Annotated in this window: 18 protein-coding genes; 5 read left to right on the forward strand and 13 right to left on the reverse strand. The window is 65.6% G+C overall.

What is annotated here, in order from left to right; genetic code table 11:
• Positions 1 to 151 precede the first annotated feature (151 nt).
• Together ACQUQ0_RS10090 and ACQUQ0_RS10095 are read right to left on the reverse strand one after the other, a co-directional pair.
• The gene (locus ACQUQ0_RS10090; protein ID WP_435184902.1) at positions 152 to 2,554 is read right to left on the reverse strand and encodes a phage/plasmid primase, P4 family; all 2,403 of its coding nucleotides are present in this window, start codon (positions 2,552 to 2,554) and stop codon (positions 152 to 154) included.
• A 145-nt stretch (positions 2,555 to 2,699) separates the two neighbouring features.
• A complete protein-coding gene (locus tag ACQUQ0_RS10095) occupies positions 2,700 to 2,909 on the reverse strand; it encodes a hypothetical protein (RefSeq protein WP_435184903.1) in 210 nt (69 codons plus the stop codon).
• Between the two features lie 449 nt (positions 2,910 to 3,358).
• Between ACQUQ0_RS10095 and ACQUQ0_RS10100 the strand changes: the two genes are divergently transcribed.
• A complete protein-coding gene (locus ACQUQ0_RS10100) occupies positions 3,359 to 4,246 on the forward strand; it encodes a hypothetical protein (protein ID WP_435184904.1) in 888 nt (295 codons plus the stop codon).
• A gap of 73 nt (positions 4,247 to 4,319) precedes the next feature.
• On the opposite strand, the gene ACQUQ0_RS10105 is transcribed toward ACQUQ0_RS10100, so the two are convergent.
• Complete coding sequence (locus ACQUQ0_RS10105; protein ID WP_435184905.1) at positions 4,320 to 6,029, reverse strand: type II/IV secretion system ATPase subunit; 1,710 nt, start codon at positions 6,027 to 6,029, stop codon at positions 4,320 to 4,322.
• Positions 6,030 to 6,200: 171 nt separating this feature from the next.
• Between ACQUQ0_RS10105 and ACQUQ0_RS10110 the strand changes: the two genes are divergently transcribed.
• The 3 genes from ACQUQ0_RS10110 to ACQUQ0_RS10120 all read left to right on the forward strand — a co-directional run bounded on the left by ACQUQ0_RS10110 (position 6,201) and on the right by ACQUQ0_RS10120 (position 9,074).
• Complete coding sequence (locus ACQUQ0_RS10110) at positions 6,201 to 7,172, forward strand: Gfo/Idh/MocA family protein (RefSeq protein ID WP_435184906.1); 972 nt, start codon at positions 6,201 to 6,203, stop codon at positions 7,170 to 7,172.
• Positions 7,173 to 7,259: 87 nt separating this feature from the next.
• Complete coding sequence (locus tag ACQUQ0_RS10115; RefSeq protein ID WP_435184907.1) at positions 7,260 to 8,243, forward strand: aldo/keto reductase; 984 nt, start codon at positions 7,260 to 7,262, stop codon at positions 8,241 to 8,243.
• Between the two features lie 135 nt (positions 8,244 to 8,378).
• Positions 8,379 to 9,074: a hypothetical protein gene (locus ACQUQ0_RS10120; protein ID WP_435184908.1), complete on the forward strand. Its 696-nt coding sequence runs from the start codon at positions 8,379 to 8,381 to the stop codon at positions 9,072 to 9,074.
• Positions 9,075 to 9,131: 57 nt separating this feature from the next.
• Here the strand turns inward: ACQUQ0_RS10120 and ACQUQ0_RS10125 are convergent, their stop codons facing one another.
• From ACQUQ0_RS10125 to ACQUQ0_RS10140, 4 genes are all read right to left on the reverse strand, one after another.
• On the reverse strand, positions 9,132 to 10,280 hold the full coding sequence (locus tag ACQUQ0_RS10125; RefSeq protein WP_435184909.1) for an ABC transporter ATP-binding protein: 1,149 nt from the start codon (positions 10,278 to 10,280) through the stop codon (positions 9,132 to 9,134).
• Positions 10,281 to 10,370: 90 nt separating this feature from the next.
• Complete coding sequence (locus ACQUQ0_RS10130; protein ID WP_435184910.1) at positions 10,371 to 11,312, reverse strand: carbohydrate ABC transporter permease; 942 nt, start codon at positions 11,310 to 11,312, stop codon at positions 10,371 to 10,373.
• A complete protein-coding gene (locus ACQUQ0_RS10135) occupies positions 11,309 to 12,358 on the reverse strand; it encodes a carbohydrate ABC transporter permease (RefSeq protein WP_435184911.1) in 1,050 nt (349 codons plus the stop codon). The genes ACQUQ0_RS10130 and ACQUQ0_RS10135 overlap by 4 nt, the downstream gene beginning before the upstream one ends.
• A gap of 10 nt (positions 12,359 to 12,368) precedes the next feature.
• Positions 12,369 to 13,526, reverse strand: a complete 1,158-nt coding sequence (locus ACQUQ0_RS10140; RefSeq protein WP_435185108.1) for an ABC transporter substrate-binding protein — start codon at positions 13,524 to 13,526, stop codon at positions 12,369 to 12,371.
• Between the two features lie 476 nt (positions 13,527 to 14,002).
• Here ACQUQ0_RS10140 and ACQUQ0_RS10145 point away from each other — a divergent pair, with 476 nt between their 5' ends.
• A complete protein-coding gene (locus ACQUQ0_RS10145) occupies positions 14,003 to 15,058 on the forward strand; it encodes a hypothetical protein (RefSeq protein WP_435184912.1) in 1,056 nt (351 codons plus the stop codon).
• A gap of 62 nt (positions 15,059 to 15,120) precedes the next feature.
• Here ACQUQ0_RS10145 and ACQUQ0_RS10150 read toward each other — a convergent pair whose 3' ends face one another.
• The 6 genes from ACQUQ0_RS10150 to ACQUQ0_RS10175 all read right to left on the reverse strand — a co-directional run bounded on the left by ACQUQ0_RS10150 (position 15,121) and on the right by ACQUQ0_RS10175 (position 20,784).
• The gene (locus ACQUQ0_RS10150; protein ID WP_372387740.1) at positions 15,121 to 15,855 is read right to left on the reverse strand and encodes a hypothetical protein; all 735 of its coding nucleotides are present in this window, start codon (positions 15,853 to 15,855) and stop codon (positions 15,121 to 15,123) included.
• Between the two features lie 47 nt (positions 15,856 to 15,902).
• On the reverse strand, positions 15,903 to 16,463 hold the full coding sequence (locus ACQUQ0_RS10155) for a hypothetical protein (protein ID WP_435184913.1): 561 nt from the start codon (positions 16,461 to 16,463) through the stop codon (positions 15,903 to 15,905).
• Position 16,464: 1 nt separating this feature from the next.
• On the reverse strand, positions 16,465 to 17,238 hold the full coding sequence (locus tag ACQUQ0_RS10160; RefSeq protein ID WP_435184914.1) for an AAA family ATPase: 774 nt from the start codon (positions 17,236 to 17,238) through the stop codon (positions 16,465 to 16,467).
• Between the two features lie 45 nt (positions 17,239 to 17,283).
• Positions 17,284 to 18,933: a cobyric acid synthase gene (locus tag ACQUQ0_RS10165; RefSeq protein WP_435184915.1), complete on the reverse strand. Its 1,650-nt coding sequence runs from the start codon at positions 18,931 to 18,933 to the stop codon at positions 17,284 to 17,286.
• A 3-nt stretch (positions 18,934 to 18,936) separates the two neighbouring features.
• Entirely contained in the window at positions 18,937 to 19,683 is a 747-nt protein-coding gene (locus ACQUQ0_RS10170; RefSeq protein WP_435184916.1) for a cob(I)yrinic acid a,c-diamide adenosyltransferase, read from the reverse strand.
• A 105-nt stretch (positions 19,684 to 19,788) separates the two neighbouring features.
• Positions 19,789 to 20,784 carry a glutathione S-transferase family protein gene (locus tag ACQUQ0_RS10175; RefSeq protein WP_435184917.1) on the reverse strand — a complete coding sequence of 332 codons (996 nt, stop codon included), beginning with the start codon at positions 20,782 to 20,784 and terminating at the stop codon, positions 19,789 to 19,791.
• Positions 20,785 to 20,789: the final 5 nt, after the last annotated feature.

The following is a 20,789-nucleotide window of genomic DNA, read 5'->3' on the forward strand; positions in this document are numbered from 1 at the left end:
CCTCCTCATTCCTCACAAAAACGTTCCTCGATAAGCCGCTGCTGTCACGCGGTTATTCTCTTAGCTAAAGACGGATGCCGTTACTCCGTTACGGACTGTTTCAAAATACTCTACTTGTTGATTTGGGGGAGTACGGCAAAATCACCCCCCGTTACGTATCAAGACTTTCTTGCTTCGTCTCAGTTGTGTTAGTCCACCGGATATTGGTGTCTAATTCATCAACTGCAGGAGCAAATGGCTTGATTCCGGTGAATACCTTTGTGTTGCTCCCTGTGAGCTTTTTACTCTGGCCGTCATTGATCCCTGAAGTTTCCTTCAACGTTCTCGTGAAGCCGCTCTGTGCGTTCCATTCAGGGTCTTTGTCTATGTCGTCGGCATAGGCTTGCGCAAAGTCGTGTATATCGCCTTTGTGAGCAACGTGATTGCTCTCGCCTGTCACTTCAAGACAGTTGTGGATGAACCGATCAACTACGCCACCGAAGGCGTCACACAACTCTTTCTTGCCGCCAACGCCACGCTCGCCTGAGAATTGGCCTTGATCCATTAACCGCTGCAGTCCCTCCAACATCCAGTTAAGGATACCTGATTTTTCGTCCTGCAGTTTGTCCAGTAAGGCCTTATCCTGTTCACCCTCCGGAACAGTATCGGGGAATCGAACGAACAGACAGCGGTTATAGAAGGCTTCATCCGCACGTTCGATAGAAGGCACCTCGTTCGTGGCGAACAGGAACTTTTGCGTGACGGTAAACTCGAACTTATCTTGTCCTTTGTATTCGGCTGCGATCCGATCACCGCCACCCGTAAGCTCCTTGAACCGTTCGACGTTGCCCAATCCATCAGCTGTTATTTCATTTCGGATATTCGCGGCTGTGCCATAGATCCCCGCTGCTCCCCAGCGGGATTGCATCAGGTCGTCTAAACTTTCGCTGCCAACGTTCTCCTCGCCAAGAACGGATTGAATCGCTTTCAACGCCGTGCCTTTGCCGGAATCAGTTGGCCCAACCAGAAAGAGCGCCTTTCCGAACGGTTGGCTGTGGTGCCACAGCGTATATCCGGCGTACTCTTGGAACTTTCGTAAGTCTGTGTCGTCGCGGATTGATTCATCAAGGAACCGAAGCCACGTTTCGGGTGGATCAGCGTCAGAGTCGTATTCAACATCTAATTGCCGTATCGCCCGGTGCTCGCGCTTCAACGGTTCAAGCTGCGGTCCGTCGCGTTCAAGCAAATGAAGCAACCCGTTTTTGACGGCAATCGTCTCATCAGGAGCACCCAATTCGTCGGGAGTGATGATCTTCCGCGCCCGCGTTTCCTCTTTCAGTTGGTCAAGCACACGGGACGAATAGGCAGATTGCAACCCTTGGCGGCCATATTCCCGTAGTTGCTGTTCGCCGTTGAGGTTCCATATCCCGTTATCGTATGCTCGCAGTTGCCCATTAGAGACTGCTAACACGTCGTCACGGCCGGTCTGTTCCATTACGTCCCACACATACGTTGCTGCCTCAGCGTTCCGAAGGTCGTGAATTGTGGGCTTGTCGCCGTCATCTGAGACGGATAGGCGGCCGTATGGGTCATCCAACGCCGCGTTGATAATCCCAGTCGGTGTAAGGGTGTATTCCCCCGTCTGAGTGTGGGGGTTAGTGCTTGAAGAACCGGCTTTAGACGGGGTTGGAACCGTCCAGCCACCTTCTTTCGCCTTGTGAACTAAGCTTGCAACCGTTACCCCGGACCCTTGCGACCCCTGCGACCATATCCAGTCGATGGAATCTTCCGCAGCGTCGTCGTACTTACTGCCTTGTCGGGACCAGTCCTCGAAGAGCCTACGTCCGGTTGAACCGGAGCCAAAGTCGTGAACAGCAAACCCGACGTTGATCCATTCGCTATGTGGAAGGTCCGGGTCAATGTGGCTTAGTGCCTCCTCAATATCCGACTCAGTTAGATATTCGCCGCGGTCCTCGCCGTCGTTGGTGGACCTACCCTCGCCCGTGGTGGGGAGCGTCCCACGAATATTTTTGTAGGCTTTGAGTAGCCACGGTGCGGGATCTATCGGTTCGATTGAATCCCCGCTTAGTTCGTGCTTGTCGCCCGTGAATATGCTAAATTGCTTCCGTAACACCTCAACACCTTCGTGATTGCCCATTTCACAATTAGACCACCACTCCGGTATCTTGCTGTTGTAAACAGGGATTGTAAGCCCGGTGCCTGAGGTTGAATATTCGATATACGATCCCTCGAAGTGGTTTAGATCTGGCACCCACTCTTTGAGGGAGTTATCTTCAAGCACCGCGCCGTCAATATCCAGACAAGCGTACTTCCCGTCTGAATAGTCATCGTTTTCACCAGCAAACACATAGCCGATGTCAACTGATCCACCGGAGTGTGCGGCGTCTCTCGCCTCCTCGAAGGTATGCCACACGTTCGGGTCGGTGTAACTAACGGGCGTTCCGTTCCACCGCGGGCGCTTGGGTTTCTCTGCAGAACGATCCCGATTAAGCCATTGGGGGCGTTGCTTCAGGTCGTCGGTTATTGCCTCAAGCGGGGAGACAGTCTTACTCATTCAATCACCCTGTAGGCTTTCGCGTGAATCTCACACACGGCTACCCCGTTGACGTGGGTAAACGTCGGTTCGTAGCACTTACCGCAAAATCTTTGAGACTCCCCGACATACTTTGACTTGACGGATCTCCCATTCCCGTCACCCTTCATTCTACAGTCACCTCGCGCAGCTTCAGGTGTCCGTTTTTGACTTGGTATTGAACCGACTCGGCGTCAGTTACGCCAAGTCCTTCAAGTTCGGATTTACCGAGAAAGAGCACAACGCCGGGCGTATTCCCGTCCGGCGTAGTGTTGACCGTTGCTTCTGGATATTCATCATTCTGTTCGGTCGCCGCTTTTGAATCTTGAATACTCATTTATATTCAGAGTTAGAATCACCGCCTGCAGGGGACCGCCTCCCTGCGTAGTTACCAACGCCGTCATACGGGTGGGTCGCTCCTACACAACTACACCCGGACGGCGTATCTTGTCAATACGTCAATCTTCAAGAAGCCGGTTTACTACGTCGTCGTATGTGTCATTCGGCCCTTCCTTTCGCTTGAACAGTTTTTCGCGCGTTTCAGGCCGAATCGCAATTTGTGCTTCGCTTTTTGACATATTTTTGTATGAATATATTTCCGAAATCTATACATCACAGCATCCAACTCAGACTTTTTGCCATATTCTGGTTCAAAGTCTACTAACCTTCGCGGGGCTTCCATCAGATCCCCATCTTACGTTAATCCCGCAGGGGTGGGATCCTCACGATCTTCAGTAGATTCAACGCACCCCGAAGACTCAAGTATTTATATACTATATGTCCGGTGTGACAGAACAATCCACCAACCAAACCACACCGAAGGGTCGAACGGTTAGCATTCTACAGCCGAACGAACGAGCGTACTTAGCCGAAAACGGGCTTTATCCGGCTAATTGGAACGATGACGCCGAGAGCGGAGGGAGACAGGCAAGATCACGTATCAAGAACGAAATAACGACTACGCCGGGCTTCAACACTCCAATTCGTGGGTTCTATATCGACTTGTTAGCTCTGTCGAATTTTATGATTCACGCGGACAGGAAAGAGCGGCTCCAATGGGAGAACCACACTCTCCCGGCGGCAAAACACGATCTTGAGCTACTCCGTGACCACCTCAACACCCTGATTGAAATAGCAGAGTCTGACGAAATAGCCACAGAAAGGAACGAGGTGAAAGAAGCAGTACAATCGCTCTATCAATATAATGACCTGCTTGATGCTCTCACAATGTTTTCGGAATCAGAAAATCCGGAACCGACAGACATTCCCGAGGAGGGCTGGGCCGAGGCGTTTGAAGAGCGGCAAGAGCGGCAAGAGGCCCTAATGGAAATCTTATCCAAACCGGATCGCCCGCAAATTCTTGAATATTTCGATGAAAACGGACAATGCGAATTGCCTGATAAAAAAATCAATGGCAAAGGAGAGCCGTGGAGTCGTGTTGCGTCCAGAGAGTTAGGATCGAATTTGGAATTAGTGGAGAAAGAGGAAATAAGCAACCGACGAAGGGAGTACCGGATTACGGATAGGGGGAAAGCAGTCTATGAAACGTGGAAAGAGCTACAGGATACTGAAGCCGTGACTAAAGCTGAAAAGGTATACGCGGAAACAGACACAAGAGAGGTAATCCGTCAATTGCTCTTAGATCATCTTCCGAATACTTTTGGAGAATCGTAACCGCTCACTCCTCGGACAATCTCTCAAGTCGTGCGATTATTCACGTTATACTTTGTATTAGTATATTCTCACTTTAGCCCGTGTTCAGCACCTCGGCGAACGTCTCGAACGACTCGGGCGTGTTGACCTCGGCGATCACCTCCACGTCGGGGTTCAAATAATTGGCCTCGGTCATCAGGTCCGCCATCGAGACGCGCTTGTAGGCGTTCTCGTGCTCGCGCGTCGTCAGCGACACGCCGGTCTCGTGGGGGAGATACACCTCGCGGGAGCCCTCGTCGATGCTGATCGGCCGGTGGTCGTAGGGGATGAACGGCATATGGGCGTTCATCAGCGTCGTCTTTCCCGCACCGGTCGGGCCCGAAAAGAGGACGACGCGGTGGTGCTCGTAGCAGAGCCACAGCAGCGTCACCAACTCCGGCGGCATCGACCCGAAGCCGACGAGGTCGATCGGCGTCAGCGGCGACGCGGACTGCTTGCGGATCGAGACGTGCGGGCCGTCCTCGGAGATGGCCGGCAGCGCCACGGCGCACCGGATCGTCTCGCCGTGGCCGGAGGCGTCGGGCGCGACGCCCGCGGGCCGGAGATTCACCTTCGCGGAGGGCTGGCTCGCGCTGAGTTCGACGCCGTCGGCGGCGGCCAGTTGGGTGACGACGTTCACGAACGCGGTCTCGGTCTCGAAGGCGAGGTTCGTCGGAACGCGCTCGCCCGCGCGGACGACGTCGGCGCGGGGAACCACCTTCACCCGCTCGCCGACGCGGTTGGCCTCGACGTCCTCCAGATTGGGGTCCCGGATCGGGACCGTGAGGACGCCCTCGCCGACGTAATCCCGGAGGACGTAGTAGACGAGGTCGTCGAGGCGGTCCTGGGCGTATCGGCGGTCGACCGGCGGGACGCCGAGGCCGTACGCCGAGAGCGCGCTCCGGGCGCGGTAGCGCGTCGCCGCGAGCCACGCGCGGGTGTTGCGGGCGGTGAGCCGTCGGGAGAGGAACCGCCGGGCGCGCTCGCGGATGAACGCCGTGCGGTCCTCGACGACCTCCTCGACGTTCGCCTCCCAGATCCGCTCTTTGCACTCGGCGATGAGGGCCTCGTCGCCGGGGAGCAGATCGGGTTCGAGGACCGCGTACTTGGCCTCGAAGCGGTCGTCGCCGAGCAGCCGGTCGCGGTGGACGACGACCTCGACGTCGAAGCCGGCGAAGGGGACCGTATAGCGCCGGAGCCGCTCGCCCGCGACCGAGCTGGCGAAGTCGGCGTCGGCGCGGAAGTCGGTGACTGCGGGCGCGTAGTTCTCGGTGTGGACGACGAGCGCGCCGTCGGTCCCGCCTTCGAGGTCCACGACGTCGACCCGGTCGTCGAGCGCGATGGGCGTGAGCGACCCGAGCAGCCGGAGTTCGCACGTCGCGTAGTAGTCGATACGGCGACGCGCCGCGGGCGAGACGTCGACGAGCCGGTCGATGACGCGCCGGTACTTCGGCGGGAGCCCCCGGGCCGCCCGCTCGGCCGCGCCCTGTCGGGTGAGCGGCCGGCGGCTCTCGACCCCGGCGAAGTACTCAAGGACGGTTTCGAGCGCCCGCTCTGCGGCCGCGCTCAGCGTCGGTTCTCTGATCTGATACGCGAAGCCGACGCCGGCGGGGGCGTCCCGGACGGTGACGACGACGCCCGGCGCGACTTCCCGCTGCGAGCGGACGTCGTCCGCGTACCACGCCGCACTGCTGTCCGGCGGTTCCGGGGCCGGAGCGGCGGGCGGTTCGATGCCTGTCTCCCTCGTCTGCCGGCCCGGACTCATCCGGCCCTCGCGGCGGAAAGGCGGTCGTGCATAGCTTCGAGTCCCGCGTAGTAGGATATAAACACACACGAAAGGTATCGCGATCGATAATCGGGCGGCGTCCGGTCTCGATCAGAAGCAGGCCGCGTCGCCCAACAGGAGACTTATCCGGACGGATCGGGAGGTACGGATATGCGATTCGGCATCATCAGTACCGCGGACATCGCCCGAACGGCGCTGATCCCCGCAGTCCAGAAGAGCGAGCACACGGTCGCGGCCATCGCCTCCCGGGACGAGTCGCGGGCGCGCGACGTCGCCGACGACCTCGGAATCCCGCACGCCTACGGCTCCTACGAGGCCCTCCTCGCCTCCGAGGAGATCGACGCGGTGTACAACCCCCTCCCGAACGGCCTCCACGGCGAGTGGACGAAGCGCGCCGCCGACGCGGGGCTCGACGTGCTCTCGGAAAAGCCCCTCACCGCCGACGCCGACGAGGCCGAGGAGGTCGTCGAGCACTGTCGCGAGGCGGGCGTGACGCTGATGGAGGGCTTTATGTACCGCTACCACCCGCGGACCGAGCGCGCCGCCGAACTCGTCTCCGAGGAACTGGAGGGCGTCCACTCGGTGAACGCCTCGTTCAAGTTCCGGCTCGACTGGGAGGAGGACGTCCGCCTCGATCCCGACCTCGCCGGCGGCGCCTTGATGGACGTCGGCTGCTATGCGGTCTCGGCGGCGCGGCTCTTCCTCGGCGAGCCGGACCGGGTGTACGCCCACCAGCGCGACTCCCGCGAGTCGGGCGTCGACACCGACCTGATGGGCATCTTGGAGTACGGCGACGCGATGGCGCACGTCGACGGCTCGTTCGACGCCCCGGAGGTCCAGCGGTACCGGGTCGAAGCCGAGAACGGCTGGGTCGAGGCGCAGCCGGCGTTCAACGTCGACGCCGACGCGCCAGCGACCCTGGAGTACGAGATCGACGGCGAGCGAGGCAGCGAGGAGTTCGAGCCGGTCGACCAGTACCGGGCGGAGGTCGACGCCTTCGCCGAGTGCGTCGAGCGCGGCGACGAGCCCCGGACCGGCGGCGACGAGGCGATCGCGAACATGCGCGTCATCGACGCGCTCTACGAGAGCGCCGAGCGGGGCGTCCCCGTCGACGTCGAGTAATCGCGGCCGGGCGACCGCGGGAGCTCCGAACCCCTCGCTGCCGCCGGTTCCCGAAGCGTTAGGGGAATTTGGAACCGAGACGGAGGTATGGACGAGCGACCACTCGGAACGACGGGCGCAAGCGTCACCGAAATCGGTCTCGGCACCTGGGAACTGGGCGGCGACTGGGGCGACGTCGACGAGGGGAAGGCGCGGGAGGCGATCCACGCCGCGCTCGATGCTGGCATCGATTTCCTCGACACCGCCGACGTGTACGGCGACGGCCGGAGCGAGCGGCTCATCCGCGAGGTGCTGGCCGAGCGCGACGAGGACCCGTTCGTCGCGACGAAGGCCGGGCGGCGGCTCGATCCCCACACCGCGGAGGGGTACGACGAGGCGAACCTTCGAGGATTTATCCACGACTCCCGCGAGCGCCTCGACGTCGACTCGCTCGACCTGGTACAACTCCACTGTCCCCCCACCGACGTCTACTACCAGCCCGCCGTGTTCGACGCGCTGGCGGACTTCCGCGACGAGGGGCTGGTCGACCACTACGGCGTGAGCGTCGAGCGCGTCGAGGAGGCGCTGAAGGCGATCGAGTACCCCGGCGTCGAGACGGTCCAGATCATCTTCAATCTCTTCCGACAGCGCCCCCGGGAGCGGTTCTTCGAGGCGGCCGCCGCGCGGAATGTCGGCGTCATCGTGCGGGTGCCGCTGGCCTCGGGGCTACTGACCGGGACGCTCTCGGCGGACACGGAGTTCCCGGAGAACGACCACCGGAACTTCAACCGCGAGGGCGAGGCGTTCGACGTCGGCGAGACGTTCGCGGGCATCCCCTTCGAGCGGGGGCTGGAGGCGGTCGACGAGCTGGAGTCGGTCGTCCCCGAGGGCCAGTCGATGGCGCAGTTCGCGCTCCGGTGGATCCTCGATCACGACGCCGTGACGACCGTCATTCCGGGGTCGAAGAGCCCCGAGCACATCCGCGACAACGTCGCGGCCGCGGCCCTGCCGCGGCTCTCCGCGGACCGACACGCGACGGTCCGAGAGATCTACGACGAGCACGTCCGCGAGCACGTCCACCAGCGGTGGTAGGTGGGTGTCGGATCCGGCTCCGACCCCGCTCCGACTCCTGACCGACATCGTTTTGAGACGCGCTGCCGACCCGACGAGACGTGTTCGGAACGTCCGCGGATCGGTGCCTGACTCCGACAGCGACCCCGCCGCGAGGTGACTGAGTTGTTCGTCGACGCCCTCCGCTACCCCGTTCGGGACCGCACGCGCCTGGACGGCACCGCGATCTGTCTCGTCGCCGTCCTGCTCGCCGGCGCGCTGTTGCGCGTCGCCGGCGCGCTCTGGCCCGACTGGGCGTTCGCGGCTCCGGCCCTGCTCGCCGTCGTCCCGGTCCTCGCGTTCCTCGGGCTCGTCGGCGGCGTCCTCGCGGGTGAAGGCTTTCCCGAACTGCTGTCGCCCGCGACGGCGACGGTGGCCGGTCGGCTGCTCGGCGTCGCCGTCGTCTACCTCGTTCCCCCGGCGCTCGCCGTCGCCGCCGTCGGCTACGTCGCCGCGACCGGCGCCATCCCGGCCGTGATCAGCGGCGTGACGACCGCGACGCTGGCGACGGTCGCCCTGCTCGTGGTCGTCGTCTGCTCGTACCTTCTGCCGGCGGCGGCCGTCGCCGCCGTCCGCGAGGGGCTCCGGGCCGGCCTCCGGCGCGAGGCGCTCGCCGGGACGGCCTCGGGCGCGTACTTCCTCGCGTGGGTCGGCGCGGCCGTGCTCGTCGTCATCTCGTGGAGCCTGGTCGCGACGACCGCCTCCCGGAGCGCCGCCGCGCTCGTCGCGCTCTGTGTGTTCGCCTACGCCCACGTCGCCGCCGCCGCGCTGGTGGCCGAGGGCGTCGATCGGGCGAACTACTGGTCGTCGTAGGCGAGAGGTACGGAAGTCGAGCGGGTAACGAAGCGAGAAAGGAACCGCGAGGCCGTCTCAGCTCAGTTCGACCGGCTCGACGTCGTCGTCGATCGAGCGGTTGTGGAGCGCCTCGCCGCTGGCGCGGTCGAAGACGTGGATCGCGTCCTCGGGGATGCGCGCGGCGACGGTGTCGCCCGCGGAGACGCGGGTGAAGCCGTCGACCGCGGCCACGAGGGTCGCGTCCTCCTCGCCGGCGTCGGCGTCGAAGCGGAGGTAGACGGTGTTCTCGTCGCCCATCGGCTCGACGACGTCGACGACCGTCTCGAAGTCGTGGTCGCCGCTCGGGTCCTCGACGAGCTCGACGGCCTCGGGGCGGATGCCGAGCACGAGCTCCGTCGAGTCGCCGACGGCGGACTGGATCTCGGATCCGATCGGGTACTCGAAGTCGTCACCGCGCAGGTGGCCGTCCGCGAGCGTCACGTCGAAGAAGTTCATCGACGGCTCGCCGAGGAAGCCCGCGACGAACTGATTGGCGGGCTCGTGGTAGCACTCGAGCGGCGTGCTGATCTGCTGGAGTTCCCCGCCGTCGAGGATCGCGATGCGGTCGCCCATCGTCATCGCCTCCGTCTGGTCGTGGGTCACGTAGACGGTGGTTACGTCGAGGTCGTCCTGGAGCCGCTGGAGCTCGGTGCGCATCTGCGCGCGGAGCTTCGCGTCGAGGTTCGAGAGCGGCTCGTCCATCAGGAACACCTCGGGGTCGCGGACGATCGCGCGGCCGAGCGCGACGCGCTGCTGCTGGCCCCCCGAGAGGTCGCTCGGCTTCCGATCCAGCAGGTTCGAGATGCCGAGCAGTTCGCCCGTCTCGGTGACCATCCGGTCGATATCGTCGTCCGGGAGGTCGGTCGACTCCTCCAGCCCGAACGCCATATTTCCGCGGACGGACATGTGCGGGTACAGCGCGTACGACTGGAACACCATTGCGATGTCGCGGTCCTGCGATTTCACGTCGTTGACGACGCGGTCGCCGATCGAGATGGTCCCCGACGAGATCGTCTCCAGGCCGGCGATCATCCGCAGCGTCGTGGACTTTCCGCACCCGGACGGACCGACGACGACGACGAACTCGCCGTCGTCGATCGACATCGACACGTCGTCGACGGCGACGATCTCGTCGCTTCCGTCCTGGAAGGTCTTCGTTACCGAATCGAGTTCAAGCGTTGCCATATCTGTGAGTTGTCGTAGGGAAGTCGTTCGCACGCCACGCCACGTCTCGCGTCGGGAAGGCTCTTTGCCCGCGACGCCCCGCGCTCGGGGTCACGCTGCCACCCCCTCGGCGAACTCGTCGCCGAAGAAGATGTAGACCGCAAGCGTCGGCAGCGCCGCGAAGAACGCCCCGGCCATCCGGAGCGCGAAGTCCTGGCCCTCCATCGAGGTCCCGAGGCCCGCGAGGATCAACACGACGGGCGCGGCCGGGCTCGACTCCGTCGAGACCAAGACCAGCGTGAAGAGCAGGTCGTTCCAGATCTGGGTGAACTGATAGATCAGCACCACGGCGAACATCGGCCCCGAGAGCGGGAGGACGATCCGCTGGTAGACCCGGCGGAGCGAGGCCCCGTCGAGCCGCGCGGACTCGACCATCTCCTCGCTCATCGTCTTGTAGTACGTCCGGAACAGGAGCGTACAGATCGGGATCCCGTACGCGACGTGGGTGACGACCAGCTCGATGATGCCGGCGTAGTCGTCGGGGACGCCGAGCGCCCAGACGAACGAGAGGTGTTGGGTGAGCTGGACCCACTGCGACCAGAACTGGGTCAGCGGCACCAGCACGGCCTGGTACGGGATGAAGATGCCCGCGACGATGATCGCGAGCAGCGGCGCCTTGTAGGACTGCTTCCAGTCGGGGATCGTCAGCCCGTAGGCCGTCAGGCTGCCGACGAACGCGGAGATGATCGTCGCCGGGACGGCGTACAGGAGACTGTTGCCCATCCCGCGGAGCAGCGCGTCGATGGCCGTCTGCCACTTCTCGACGGTGAACCCCTGTGGTCCCGGCGGCGCGAAGGGCGCCGTCTCGACGACGGCCGTGCCCGTCTTGATCGAGGTGACGAGCCCGGACTCGATGGGAGCGAGGTAGAACCCCGCCATCAGGAGCAACACGGCGTAGAGCCCCGCGTCTTCGATCGTCATCTGGTCGAGGTTCCGGCGCAGCCGCGCCGTCACCGTCGCGCCGCCGTCGGCTCTGAGTTCCTGGTCGCTCATAGGTTGTCCCTCCGGTACTCGTAGACGAGATACGGGCCGATGACCGCCAGCGCCATCCCGAAGAGGACGATGGCGATGGCCGCCCCGTAGGCCCAGTTGAGGTTCGCGTAGGCCTCACGGACCATCTTCGTCGCGAGGATGTCCGCCCCGTTCGGCGGCCGGTAACCCCCCACGAGCGAGTAGAGGAAGTCGAAGGCCTTCATCGCGAAGACCATCAGCACGACCGCCGCGCTGATCGTCGCGCCCTTCAGCTGGGGGATGATGACCCGCCAGTACATCTTCAGCGTCGACGCGCCGTCGACCTTGGCCGCCTCGTAGTGCTCTGTCGGGATCGCGCGCAGCCCCGCGAGGTACACGACCATCGCGTACCCCGAGAACTGCCACATCAGCGCGAAGATGATCGCCCAGAGGACGATCGCCTGGTTCCCGAGCCAGCTCACCGGGCCGAGGCCGACGATGCCGATCACCCGATTGACGATGCCGTTGTTGTAGTTGTACATCCACAGCCAGAACTGCGCGGTCACCACGAACGAGAGGCTCATCGGCAGGAGGTAGATCGTCCGGAACGTGTTCTCGAACCGGATCCCCCTGTCGACGAGGACCGCCAGGACGAGCCCCACCAGGAGCGTCGCGACGGTGAACGCGATCAACAGCACGAAGGTGTTGATCGCGGCGTCGACGAAGCCGGCGTCCGCGAGCGCCCGGGCGTACATCTCGAAGTCGAGGTCGGAGTAGTCGGGGGCGTTCGCGAAGCCCTGGTAGTCGGTCAGGGAGATGAGGAGGTTCCAGATGATGGCGCCGTAGACGAAAAGCGCCATCAGCAGGAACGGCGGGAGCCAGAACACCGACGACTCGAGGAAGTCGCTCCCCAGGCGCTGGTCGAGCGCCGAACTGAGTCGGGCGAGCGGGCCCGGGTCGGACTCGGCCGGCTGCCGGGAGGAGCCGTCGCTCACGACGCCGCCGTCGGGCCGGACCTCGTCGCCGTCACCGCCGTCCCGCGACGACGGGCTGAGCGCGTGGTACAACCGTCGATAAAAATCCAGCATACGGCTGCGTTCAGTTCGAGACCGCGTCCAGGAAGCCTTGCGTCGCCGCGTCGACGTTGTACGGCCCGGTGAACTCCGAGGAGATGACCTCGTTGAGCTGGGTCATCGTCTCGGAGGGGACCGCGAGCCCGTGCTGGAGCGTCGGCGGGCGGTACTCCGCGTTGGCGAAGTCCTTGGCGGTCTCCTGGAGGTACGGACCGAACGCGTCCATACTCACGTCGGTCCGGGTCGGGATCGAGCCCTTGTACTGATTGAACGCGACCTGGGCCTCCGGACTGCCGACGAACGCCTCCCATATCTTCGAGGCCTGGGGCGTCGGGTTGTTCGCGGGGTAGAGGAACGAGTCGAAGTGGAGCGTGTACATCCCCTCCGTGCCGGGGAACGTCTTGAAGCCCCAGTCCTCGTTGTACGCGAAGTCCTCTGCGTTACGGAATGCGCCGGCCGCCCAGTTACCCTGGTGGATGAACGCGGCGTTGCCCTTGATGATGTTCTGATTCGACGCGGTGAGGTTCAGCGAGGCCGCGTCCTTGGGGATGTAGTTCCGGAGCATCTCCGCGGTCGTCTCGAACGCCGCGCGGACGTCGCTCTCGGATCCGTTGCCTTCGATGAAGTCCATATAGGACTGGTAGCCGTTCACGCCGAGCATCACGGCGGCCCACAGCTGTGTCGTCGTCCAGGTGCCGGACATCGCGTGGGTCATCGGGGTCGCGTCCGTGTTTTTCTGGACTTTCTTGAACGCGTCGATGAGCGCCGAGGGGCTGTTCAGCGAGGAGACGTCGATGCCGGCCTCCTCGACGACCGAGACGTTGTAGAACAGGCAGTTCAGGCGGTGGGAGCCGAGCGGGACCGCACGGAAGTGGCCGTTCTGCTTGTGGAGGTCGATGGCCTCTTGGACCATCACCTCCTCGAAGTTGTTCTCCGACCAGACGTCGTCGACGTTGCCGAGGACGCCCTCGTAGCGGAGCAGGTTCGGGCCCGGCCAGTTGGCGAAGGAGCCCGGCGGGTCGTTGCTCTGGAGCCGGTTGGCGACGACCGCGTCGAGGTTCTGGTTCCCGCCGCCGCCGATGGGGTTCATGTTGAGGCCGACGTCGGGGTGGGCCTCGTTGAACGCGTTCGTTAACGCCTCGGCCGCCCGCGCGCCGTCGCCGCCGGTCCAGCCGTGGAGCACTTCGACGGGACCCTGCATCCCGCCGTCGCCGCCGCTGGTCTCGGTGGCGGTGCTTCCGCCGCCGCTGGTCTCGGTGGCGGTGCTTCCGCCGCCGCCACCGCTACTACATCCGGCGAGTCCGGCGAGCGCCGCCACGCCGGACGCCCGAATGAACGTCCGTCTGGTCCGCGATTTCTGATCGTCACCGTTGGGAGACATACGCACACGATTTTTTACGACGCATATAATAAATTTTTATGTTGGCAATCATCGAATACCCCCGTCGAAGCCCGGCATATCCGTTTCGTACAGTATGGCGCCTCAGATGTGTCTGATGGAGAGTTAGTAAAGAATTAACAATACATACGTTTCGAAAAGTGGTAAGATCCCTGTCAATGGAGTGTTCGGATCGATAGCGCGCCCGCGGGTGCGTCGGCGTCCGGAAGCAGTTGTCGGTACCATACCGCTTAGGTAGGATGAGGCGAGTCACTCCGAAAGTGGCCCTCAGAGAACCCGCCGCGAGCGTGGTCCGCTCGGTCGACGGGGACCGCGCCGTCGCGCTGTTGGAGTCCGTCTACGAGCACGACCTGCCGCCGGAGATCCAGGAGCTCGTCGCCGAGTACGGGCGCCTCGACGGAGATCGGTCGACCTTTCTGTGGAAGTGGATCCACCACCTGGCGCCGAAGAACGTGATGCCGTTCGTCGACGAGTCCGACCGCGACACGGTCGCGATAAACAACACGATGCTCGTGATCTTCGTGACGCTGTTGGACGACCTCATCGAGAAGCGGCGCGACTACGAGACGTTCGACGCCATCACCGGTCTCGTTCGGCTCAAGGGCTGGTCGGACGGGACCGCGCTCGGTCACGGCCCGGGGCGTACCGACGGGGGGGCGTCGGACGGGACCGCCATCGACGAACCGTACGCGGCCTTCGCCGTCCGGGTGTGGGATACGCTGCTTGACCGGCTCGAACGGAGCCCGGAGTTCGACCGCTACGCGCCGCTGTTCCGGTTCGACGTGAGCCAGATCGTCACGTCGATCGAGTACAGTGTGCTCGTCATCGAACACCCGGAGCTGGCGTCACTCGAGGACCTCGAACGGTACGAGTCACACAACATGGGGATGCACAGCTTCCTCGACATCGACCTGATGTACGCGCCCGCGAGTCAACAGGAGGACCTGCCGGTCCTGCGGGACGCGGTCGAGATCGCCCAGGAGATGGCGCGGATCGGCAACTGGCTCAGCACCTGGGAGCGAGAGGTCCGCGAGGGCGACGTCAGTTCCGGCGTGGTCGTGTCGGCGCTCGAACGCGGCATCGTCGACGTCGGTGACCTCCCGGACCCTGAGGACCCGGATCCAGCGGCCGCCGACCGCGTGATCTCGCGCATCAACGACCACGACGTCGAGTCGGCGCTCCTCTCGACGTGGAACGACAAGTACCGCCGGCTCGTCGCGCTCGATCGCGAGGCCGACACGGTCGACCTCGGCCCGTTCATCGACGGGACCGAGGAGGTGCTCCGCTACTACCTCGCGAGCCGGTGGTTCACCTGATCGTCAGGTCGCCTGCCGCTTGAACGCCGATTTCGACGGCCTCATAGTGATTATACTCACTATCAGTTGCCGAACCGTTCGCGCTCGCGGCGACAGATCCGCGCCCACAGGGAGAGCAGGGAGCTGTCGAGGCCGTACCGCTCGTCGATCGCCCGGACCCACTCGTCGTCGGTGAAGAGCAGGTACTGGAAGCGGCGGACCGTCGGGTCCAGGTCGTCGAGCGCGAGGTCGCCGACGTAGTAGCCGACGGTCTGGGCTCTGGTCTCGGCGATCAGTTCGGGCGGGACCCCGATCCCGCACTCGCCGGCGACGTAGTCGAACCACTCCAGGTGGAGGACGGCGTCCGCGAAGGCGAACCGATCGGCGAAGCCCGAGACCGACTCGATCGCCGGCGCGCCGCGGGCGACGACGTCCTTCGGGCGGCTGAACCGCGGGACCGACACGTGATCGATCGTGCGCGCGTACTGGTCGGCGACGCGCCTGAGCCGCCAGTCGGCGTACGCGACCGGCGCGGTCAGCGGGAGCTCGTACCACGCGGGCGTCCACTCCAGAAACGGGAGCCCGAAGGCGGCGTCGGCGTACAGGTCGGCCGCGACGAGCCGATTGACCGCGGGGGCGACGTCGGCGCCGGTCCGTCCCGCCCGCATCGCGGTCTCGGCCTCGTCGAGGAAGCCGGCGAGGTCGCCGGTGTGGAACCCCATTCCGTCGGCGACGCGGAGGAGGTAGTCACCGCCGGGGCGGAACCAATCGGCGAAGTCCGCGGGAGTCCGCGCGCGGAGTAGCGAGAGGACGCTCACGGTCGCGGTAGGCGGGCGAGCGGTTTATACCGTCGGTTCCCGAGGCGTCAGTCCCGCGACGGCTCGTCGTCCAGCTGGTCGGCCAGCCCCCACTCGTCGGCGCGGGAGCGGGCCTCCGCGCGGGCCTCCTCCCGGATGGCCTCGATCCGGTCGGCGTCGGCCAGGAACGCCTCGACGGCGCTCCCCCGTTCGGCGTCCAGCCGATCGTCGGGCGCGGCGGCCCGCGTCCGCTCCGCGAGCGCGTCGTCGCCGGCGAGCTCCCGGGCTGGCGCGGCGGGCGGGACTCGGAGTTCCTCGACGCGGTGGGCTGCCGACAGCGACTCGGCGGGGAGTTCGTACAGTTCGGCGTGAAAGAGGTCGCCGGTGAGCGCCGCCAGCGCGTCGGGGCCGCCGGCGTCGCTCGCGGGGTGGTACGCCAGGACGGGGACGCCCGACTCGAAGGTGAGAACCGCGCGCTCGCCGTCGCCGAAGAGGATCGACCCCTGCGGCTCGAAGACGACGTAGCCGGTGAGTTCACGGTCGAGGACGTCCGCGAGCGTCGCGCCGACGTCGGCGTCGGTCCGGGAGCGGCGGAGTTCGCCCTCGGGGATGTGGCCGTCGGCGAGCATCTTACACTCGGTCGGGCACGACCGCGCTCCGGAAGCGGTCCGCGACGCCGTCGGCGTCGCCCGCGCGGACGTCGAGCGCCGCGGCCGCCTCGTGGAACGCGTCGGCGGCGGGGTCCTCCGGCGCGTGCGCGAGCAGGGGCTCGCCCGCGCGACGGGCCGCGCGCACCGCGTCGCTCTCGGGCACGCTCGCGAGCGCCGTCCCGCCGAAGTACCGGCTCGCCTGGTCGGCGATCGTCTCGACGTCCTCGTCGGGGCGGACGCGGTTGAACAGCACGCCCGCGGTCTCGGTGCCGTACGAGCGGGCGTACTCCTGGACCTTGAGCCCGTCCGACAGCGAGGGGACCGTCGGCTGGAGGACGACGACGACCCGATCGGCGAGGACGATCGGCAGGACGGCGCTCTTCGAGCCCAGCGCCGCGGGCGAGTCCAGGAGGAGCACGTCGGCGTCGGCGGCGAGTTCGGCGACGACGTCCCGCAGGCGTTCGGGGTCGGCCGACTCGAAGTCCGCGAGGCTCGTCCCGCAGGGGACGACCGACATCCCGAAGCGCTCGTAGACGGCCTCGGAGACCGGGACGTCGCGCTCGGCGACCAAGAGGTCGTGGAGCGTGACGTCGGCGTCGTCGAGGGCGGCGTGAAACAGCAGATTCGCCATCCCGGTGTCGGCGTCGATCACCGTCACGTCGTACCGCTCTGCGAGCGCCATCCCGAGCGCCAGCGTGCTCGTCGTCTTCCCGGTGCCGCCCTTCCCGCTGGCGACGGCGAACGCCTCGACCATAGGCTCCCCACGGGGTACCCCTTCAAAAGTCTTCGAGTCCGCGTCTCAGCGCTGATTCTCCGACGGCGACGCGGCGAGGAGCGAACCGAGCGGAACCGACCCGACGAGGTCGGCGGCGCGCGCGTGCGGGTCGCGCTCGCTCCTGTCCGCGAACGGCCGCTCGCTCGGACGCGGGACACCGGCGCGCTCGAAGACGGTATCGACGAACGCCTCGCGCGCCGCGTCGTTCTCGAAGAGTCCGTGGAGGTACGTGCCGAGGACGTCGCCCGCGGCGGCGCCGAGCGTCACGGGCTCACGGTCGGCGGCCGAGAATGGCGTCTCGATGGACTCGGGCCCCGCGCCCGACACGCGCGTCTCGCCCGCGTGGATCTCGTAGCCCGCGACGACGCCCGAGGCGCCGGCGAGCGGGCCGCAACCGTCGATCGTCCACTCGGCGGGCGCGACGCGCTTCGCCTCCGAGAACGCGGTCTCCACCGGCAGGAGCCCGAGCCCCTCGACCGTCGCTTCCGCGCCGACGCCTTCGACGTCGGCGTCGACGAGGCGCTCGCCGAGGAGCTGGTAGCCGCCGCAGAGGCCGACGACCGGGCCGTCGAATCCTCGCAGTCGCTCGTGCAGGCCGGCCTCGCGGGCCGCCCGGAGGTCGTCGGCGGTGTTCTTCGTGCCGGTGAGGACGACCGCATCGAAATCTGAGAGCGGGGCGTCGAGCGGGACGAAGGCGACCCGGACGCCCGGGGTGTCGGCGAGCGGGTCGACGTCGGCCGTGTTCGACGCCTGCGGGAGGCGCGGGACGGCGACGGTAACGGACCGGGAGTCCGGTACGCCGTCGTCGGCGCCCCGGACCTTGCGCTCGTCCGGGGCGGGGAGGGAGACGCTGTCCTCGTCGGGGAGTCCGGGGTCGTCGTAGGGAAGCACCGCGAGAACGGGAACACCGGTCCGCTCTTCCACGGCCGTGATCCCGGGGTCGAGGAGCGAGCGGTCGCCCCTGAATTTGGTGATGACGACGCCGGCGACGCGCTCGCGGACGTCGTCGGGGAGGAGATCGAGCGTCCCGATGATCGAGGCGAAGACGCCGCCGCGCTCGATGTCCGCGACGAGCAGGATCCGGGCGTCGGCGAAGCGCGCGGTCTCGACGTTCGCGAGGTCCCGGTCGTGGAAGTTGATCTCCGCGATCGAGCCCGCGCCCTCGGCGACGACGACGTCGTGGGCGGCCGCGAGGCGCGCGTGGGCCGCTTCGGCGGCCGCCAGAGCATCGGACCAGTGCTCGTCGTAGTAGTCGCCGGCGGCGTAGTGACCGACCGCGACGCCGTCGACGACGAGCTGTGACTCGCCCTCGCCGCGGGGCTTCAGGAGGACGGGGTTGTGGTCGGTCGTCGGCCGGACGCCCGCCGCGCGCGCCTGGACGTACTGCGAGACGCCGATCTCGCCGAAGGCCGGATCGTCGCGGTCGGGAGCGCCCGTCCCCGAGGCCCCGCCGTCGTCGCCGCGGACCGCCTCCGGCCGGAGGACCGCGCGCGCCTCGTTGCTCATGTTCTGCGCCTTGAACGGCGCGACGTCGACGCCGGCGTCCGCGAGTCGGCGGCAGAGCCCCGCGGCGACGGTGCTCTTGCCGACGTGGCTCGCCGTGCCCGCGACGAGGATCGTCTCGGCTGCGTCCCCGCCCGCCGCGTCGTCTGGGTCGTCGGGATCGTCGGCCATCGCTCAGTACTCGGTGCCCTTCCGCGCGCGGACTCCCCGATCGAAGGGGTGCTTCACCTTCCGCACCTCCGTCACGAGGTCGGCGGAATCGAGGAGGTACGTCGGTTCGGTGTGGCTCCCGGTCAGGACAAGTTCCAAACTGTCGGGCTTTTGCTCCAGGAGATCGAGGACGTCCGACTCGTCGAGGAGTCCCTGGTCGACCGCGTAGAGCACCTCGTCGAGGACAAGCAGGTGGACGCCGTCCGTCGGGTCCCCGTCGAGGTCGAGCGGCTCGGTCAGGTCCGCGTCGGCGGCGCCCGAGAGGATCTCCTCGGCGCGGGCGAGCGCGCCGCGGGCCTTCGCCAGGTGTTCGTCGTCGTCGGAGCCGTCGAGCAGGCCGTGCCAGCCGTAGTGGCCGGTGTTCTCGTAGGAGATGCCCGGGACCGCCGCGATGGCGTTGTACTCGCCGCGGACGCCCTCGACGGAGTCGGCGCCGCCCTTCAGGAACTGCAGGACGTGAACGCGGTAGCCGTGGCCCGCGGCCCGGAAGGCCATCCCGAGCGCGGCCGTGGTCTTGCCCTTGCCGCCGCCCCACCAGGCCTGGACCAGGCCGAACTCCGCGGGCGCGGCCGGCTCGATCGAATCGGCGGTCGGGCGGACGCCGCCGCCGGGCGTCTCGCGTCGGGTCTGCTCCGGCGTCGTCTCCGAGGGCGTCTCGGGCGCCGTCTCCGAGGCCGACTCCTCGGACGCCGCCGGATCGCTGTCTGTCATACGGGCACGGACGGAGAGCGCGGATAAGAAAGCGACGCGTCCGGGTCGAAGGGGGAGGGTGAGAAGGAGAGTGAAAGGGAGAGAGTGAGTGAGAACGACCGCGACTCAGTCGTCGGCGACGGCGGCGTCCCCGCGGAGTTCAGCGGGCAGGTCGGCGGGCAGGCGGTCGCGGTTGTGCGGCGCCGAGAAGTCGATGTCGGGGCCGGTCGGGACGAGCCGCTTGGGGTTGATGTCGCCGTGGCTCTTGTAGTAGTGGCGCGTGATGTGGTCGACGTTCACCGTCTCGGAGATGTCTCCCAGCTGGTAGACCTCCTTCGTGTAGTTCCAGAGGTTCGGGTACTCGTGGATCGCGCGGCGGTTGCACTTGAAGTGGGTGTGGTAGACATGGTCGAAGCGGACGAGCGTCGCGAACATCGCGACGTCGGCCTCGGTGAAGACCTCGCCCGCGAGGAAGCGCTGGTCCGCCAGGACCTCCTCCCAGTGGTCCAGGGCGTCGAAGAGGTCGTCGACGGCCCGCTCGTAGGCGTCCTGGGCGTCGGCGAAGCCCGCGCGGTAGACGCCGTTGTTGATCGACTCGTAGACGTCGTCGATGATGTCGTCGATCTCGTCCTCGCGGCCTTCGGGCAGGAGGTCGACGTCGTTCCGGTCGTCGAACTCCGTGCCGAGCATCCGCATAATCTCGCGGGACTCGTTGTTGACGATGGTCTCTTCCTCCTTGTCCCAGAGCACCGGGACCGTCACGCGCCCCGTGAAGTCGGCGTCGGCGCGGACGTAGATGTCCCGGAGGTACTCCGCGCCGTAGAGCGGATCGGGGTACTCCTCGGAGAACTCCCAGCCGTCGTTGTACCGCTCGGGCTCGACGATCGAGAGGGTGATGTCGTCTTCGAGGCCGAGCAGCCGCCGGGTCATCGCCACGCGGTGGGCCCACGGACACGCCCGGGAGATGTAGACGTGGTAGCGGCCGGACTCGGCGGGGAACTCCGCGTCGGGGTCGTCCTGGATCCGGTCGCGGAAGGACGTCTCGTCCCTGTCGAACTCTCCGTCCTCGTTCGTCGCCTCGTAGGCGTCGGTGCGCCACTCGCCGTCGACGAGCATATTCATCGGTA

The sequence above is a fragment of the Halobellus sp. EA9 genome (assembly GCF_051195055.1).
In the GTDB taxonomy this organism is placed as follows: domain Archaea; phylum Halobacteriota; class Halobacteria; order Halobacteriales; family Haloferacaceae; genus Haloquadratum; species Haloquadratum rubicundus.

What these genes read in the sequence shown, in the direction of transcription:
- ACQUQ0_RS10130 (WP_435184910.1), bottom strand. Translation starts at nt 11,312, where the DNA reads ATGAGCGACCAGGAACTCAGAGCCGACGGCGGCGCGACGGTGACGGCG.
- ACQUQ0_RS10105 (WP_435184905.1), bottom strand. Translation starts at nt 6,029, where the DNA reads ATGAGTCCGGGCCGGCAGACGAGGGAGACAGGCATCGAACCGCCCGCC.
- ACQUQ0_RS10090 (WP_435184902.1), bottom strand. Translation starts at nt 2,554, where the DNA reads ATGAGTAAGACTGTCTCCCCGCTTGAGGCAATAACCGACGACCTGAAG.
- ACQUQ0_RS10160 (WP_435184914.1), bottom strand. Translation starts at nt 17,238, where the DNA reads ATGGTCGAGGCGTTCGCCGTCGCCAGCGGGAAGGGCGGCACCGGGAAG.
- ACQUQ0_RS10165 (WP_435184915.1), bottom strand. Translation starts at nt 18,933, where the DNA reads ATGGCCGACGATCCCGACGACCCAGACGACGCGGCGGGCGGGGACGCA.
- ACQUQ0_RS10175 (WP_435184917.1), bottom strand. Translation starts at nt 20,784, where the DNA reads ATGAATATGCTCGTCGACGGCGAGTGGCGCACCGACGCCTACGAGGCG.
- ACQUQ0_RS10125 (WP_435184909.1), bottom strand. Translation starts at nt 10,280, where the DNA reads ATGGCAACGCTTGAACTCGATTCGGTAACGAAGACCTTCCAGGACGGA.
- ACQUQ0_RS10155 (WP_435184913.1), bottom strand. Translation starts at nt 16,463, where the DNA reads ATGCTCGCCGACGGCCACATCCCCGAGGGCGAACTCCGCCGCTCCCGG.
- ACQUQ0_RS10170 (WP_435184916.1), bottom strand. Translation starts at nt 19,683, where the DNA reads ATGACAGACAGCGATCCGGCGGCGTCCGAGGAGTCGGCCTCGGAGACG.
- ACQUQ0_RS10135 (WP_435184911.1), bottom strand. Translation starts at nt 12,358, where the DNA reads ATGCTGGATTTTTATCGACGGTTGTACCACGCGCTCAGCCCGTCGTCG.
- ACQUQ0_RS10115 (WP_435184907.1), top strand. Translation starts at nt 7,260, where the DNA reads ATGGACGAGCGACCACTCGGAACGACGGGCGCAAGCGTCACCGAAATC.
- ACQUQ0_RS10110 (WP_435184906.1), top strand. Translation starts at nt 6,201, where the DNA reads ATGCGATTCGGCATCATCAGTACCGCGGACATCGCCCGAACGGCGCTG.
- ACQUQ0_RS10095 (WP_435184903.1), bottom strand. Translation starts at nt 2,909, where the DNA reads ATGAGTATTCAAGATTCAAAAGCGGCGACCGAACAGAATGATGAATAT.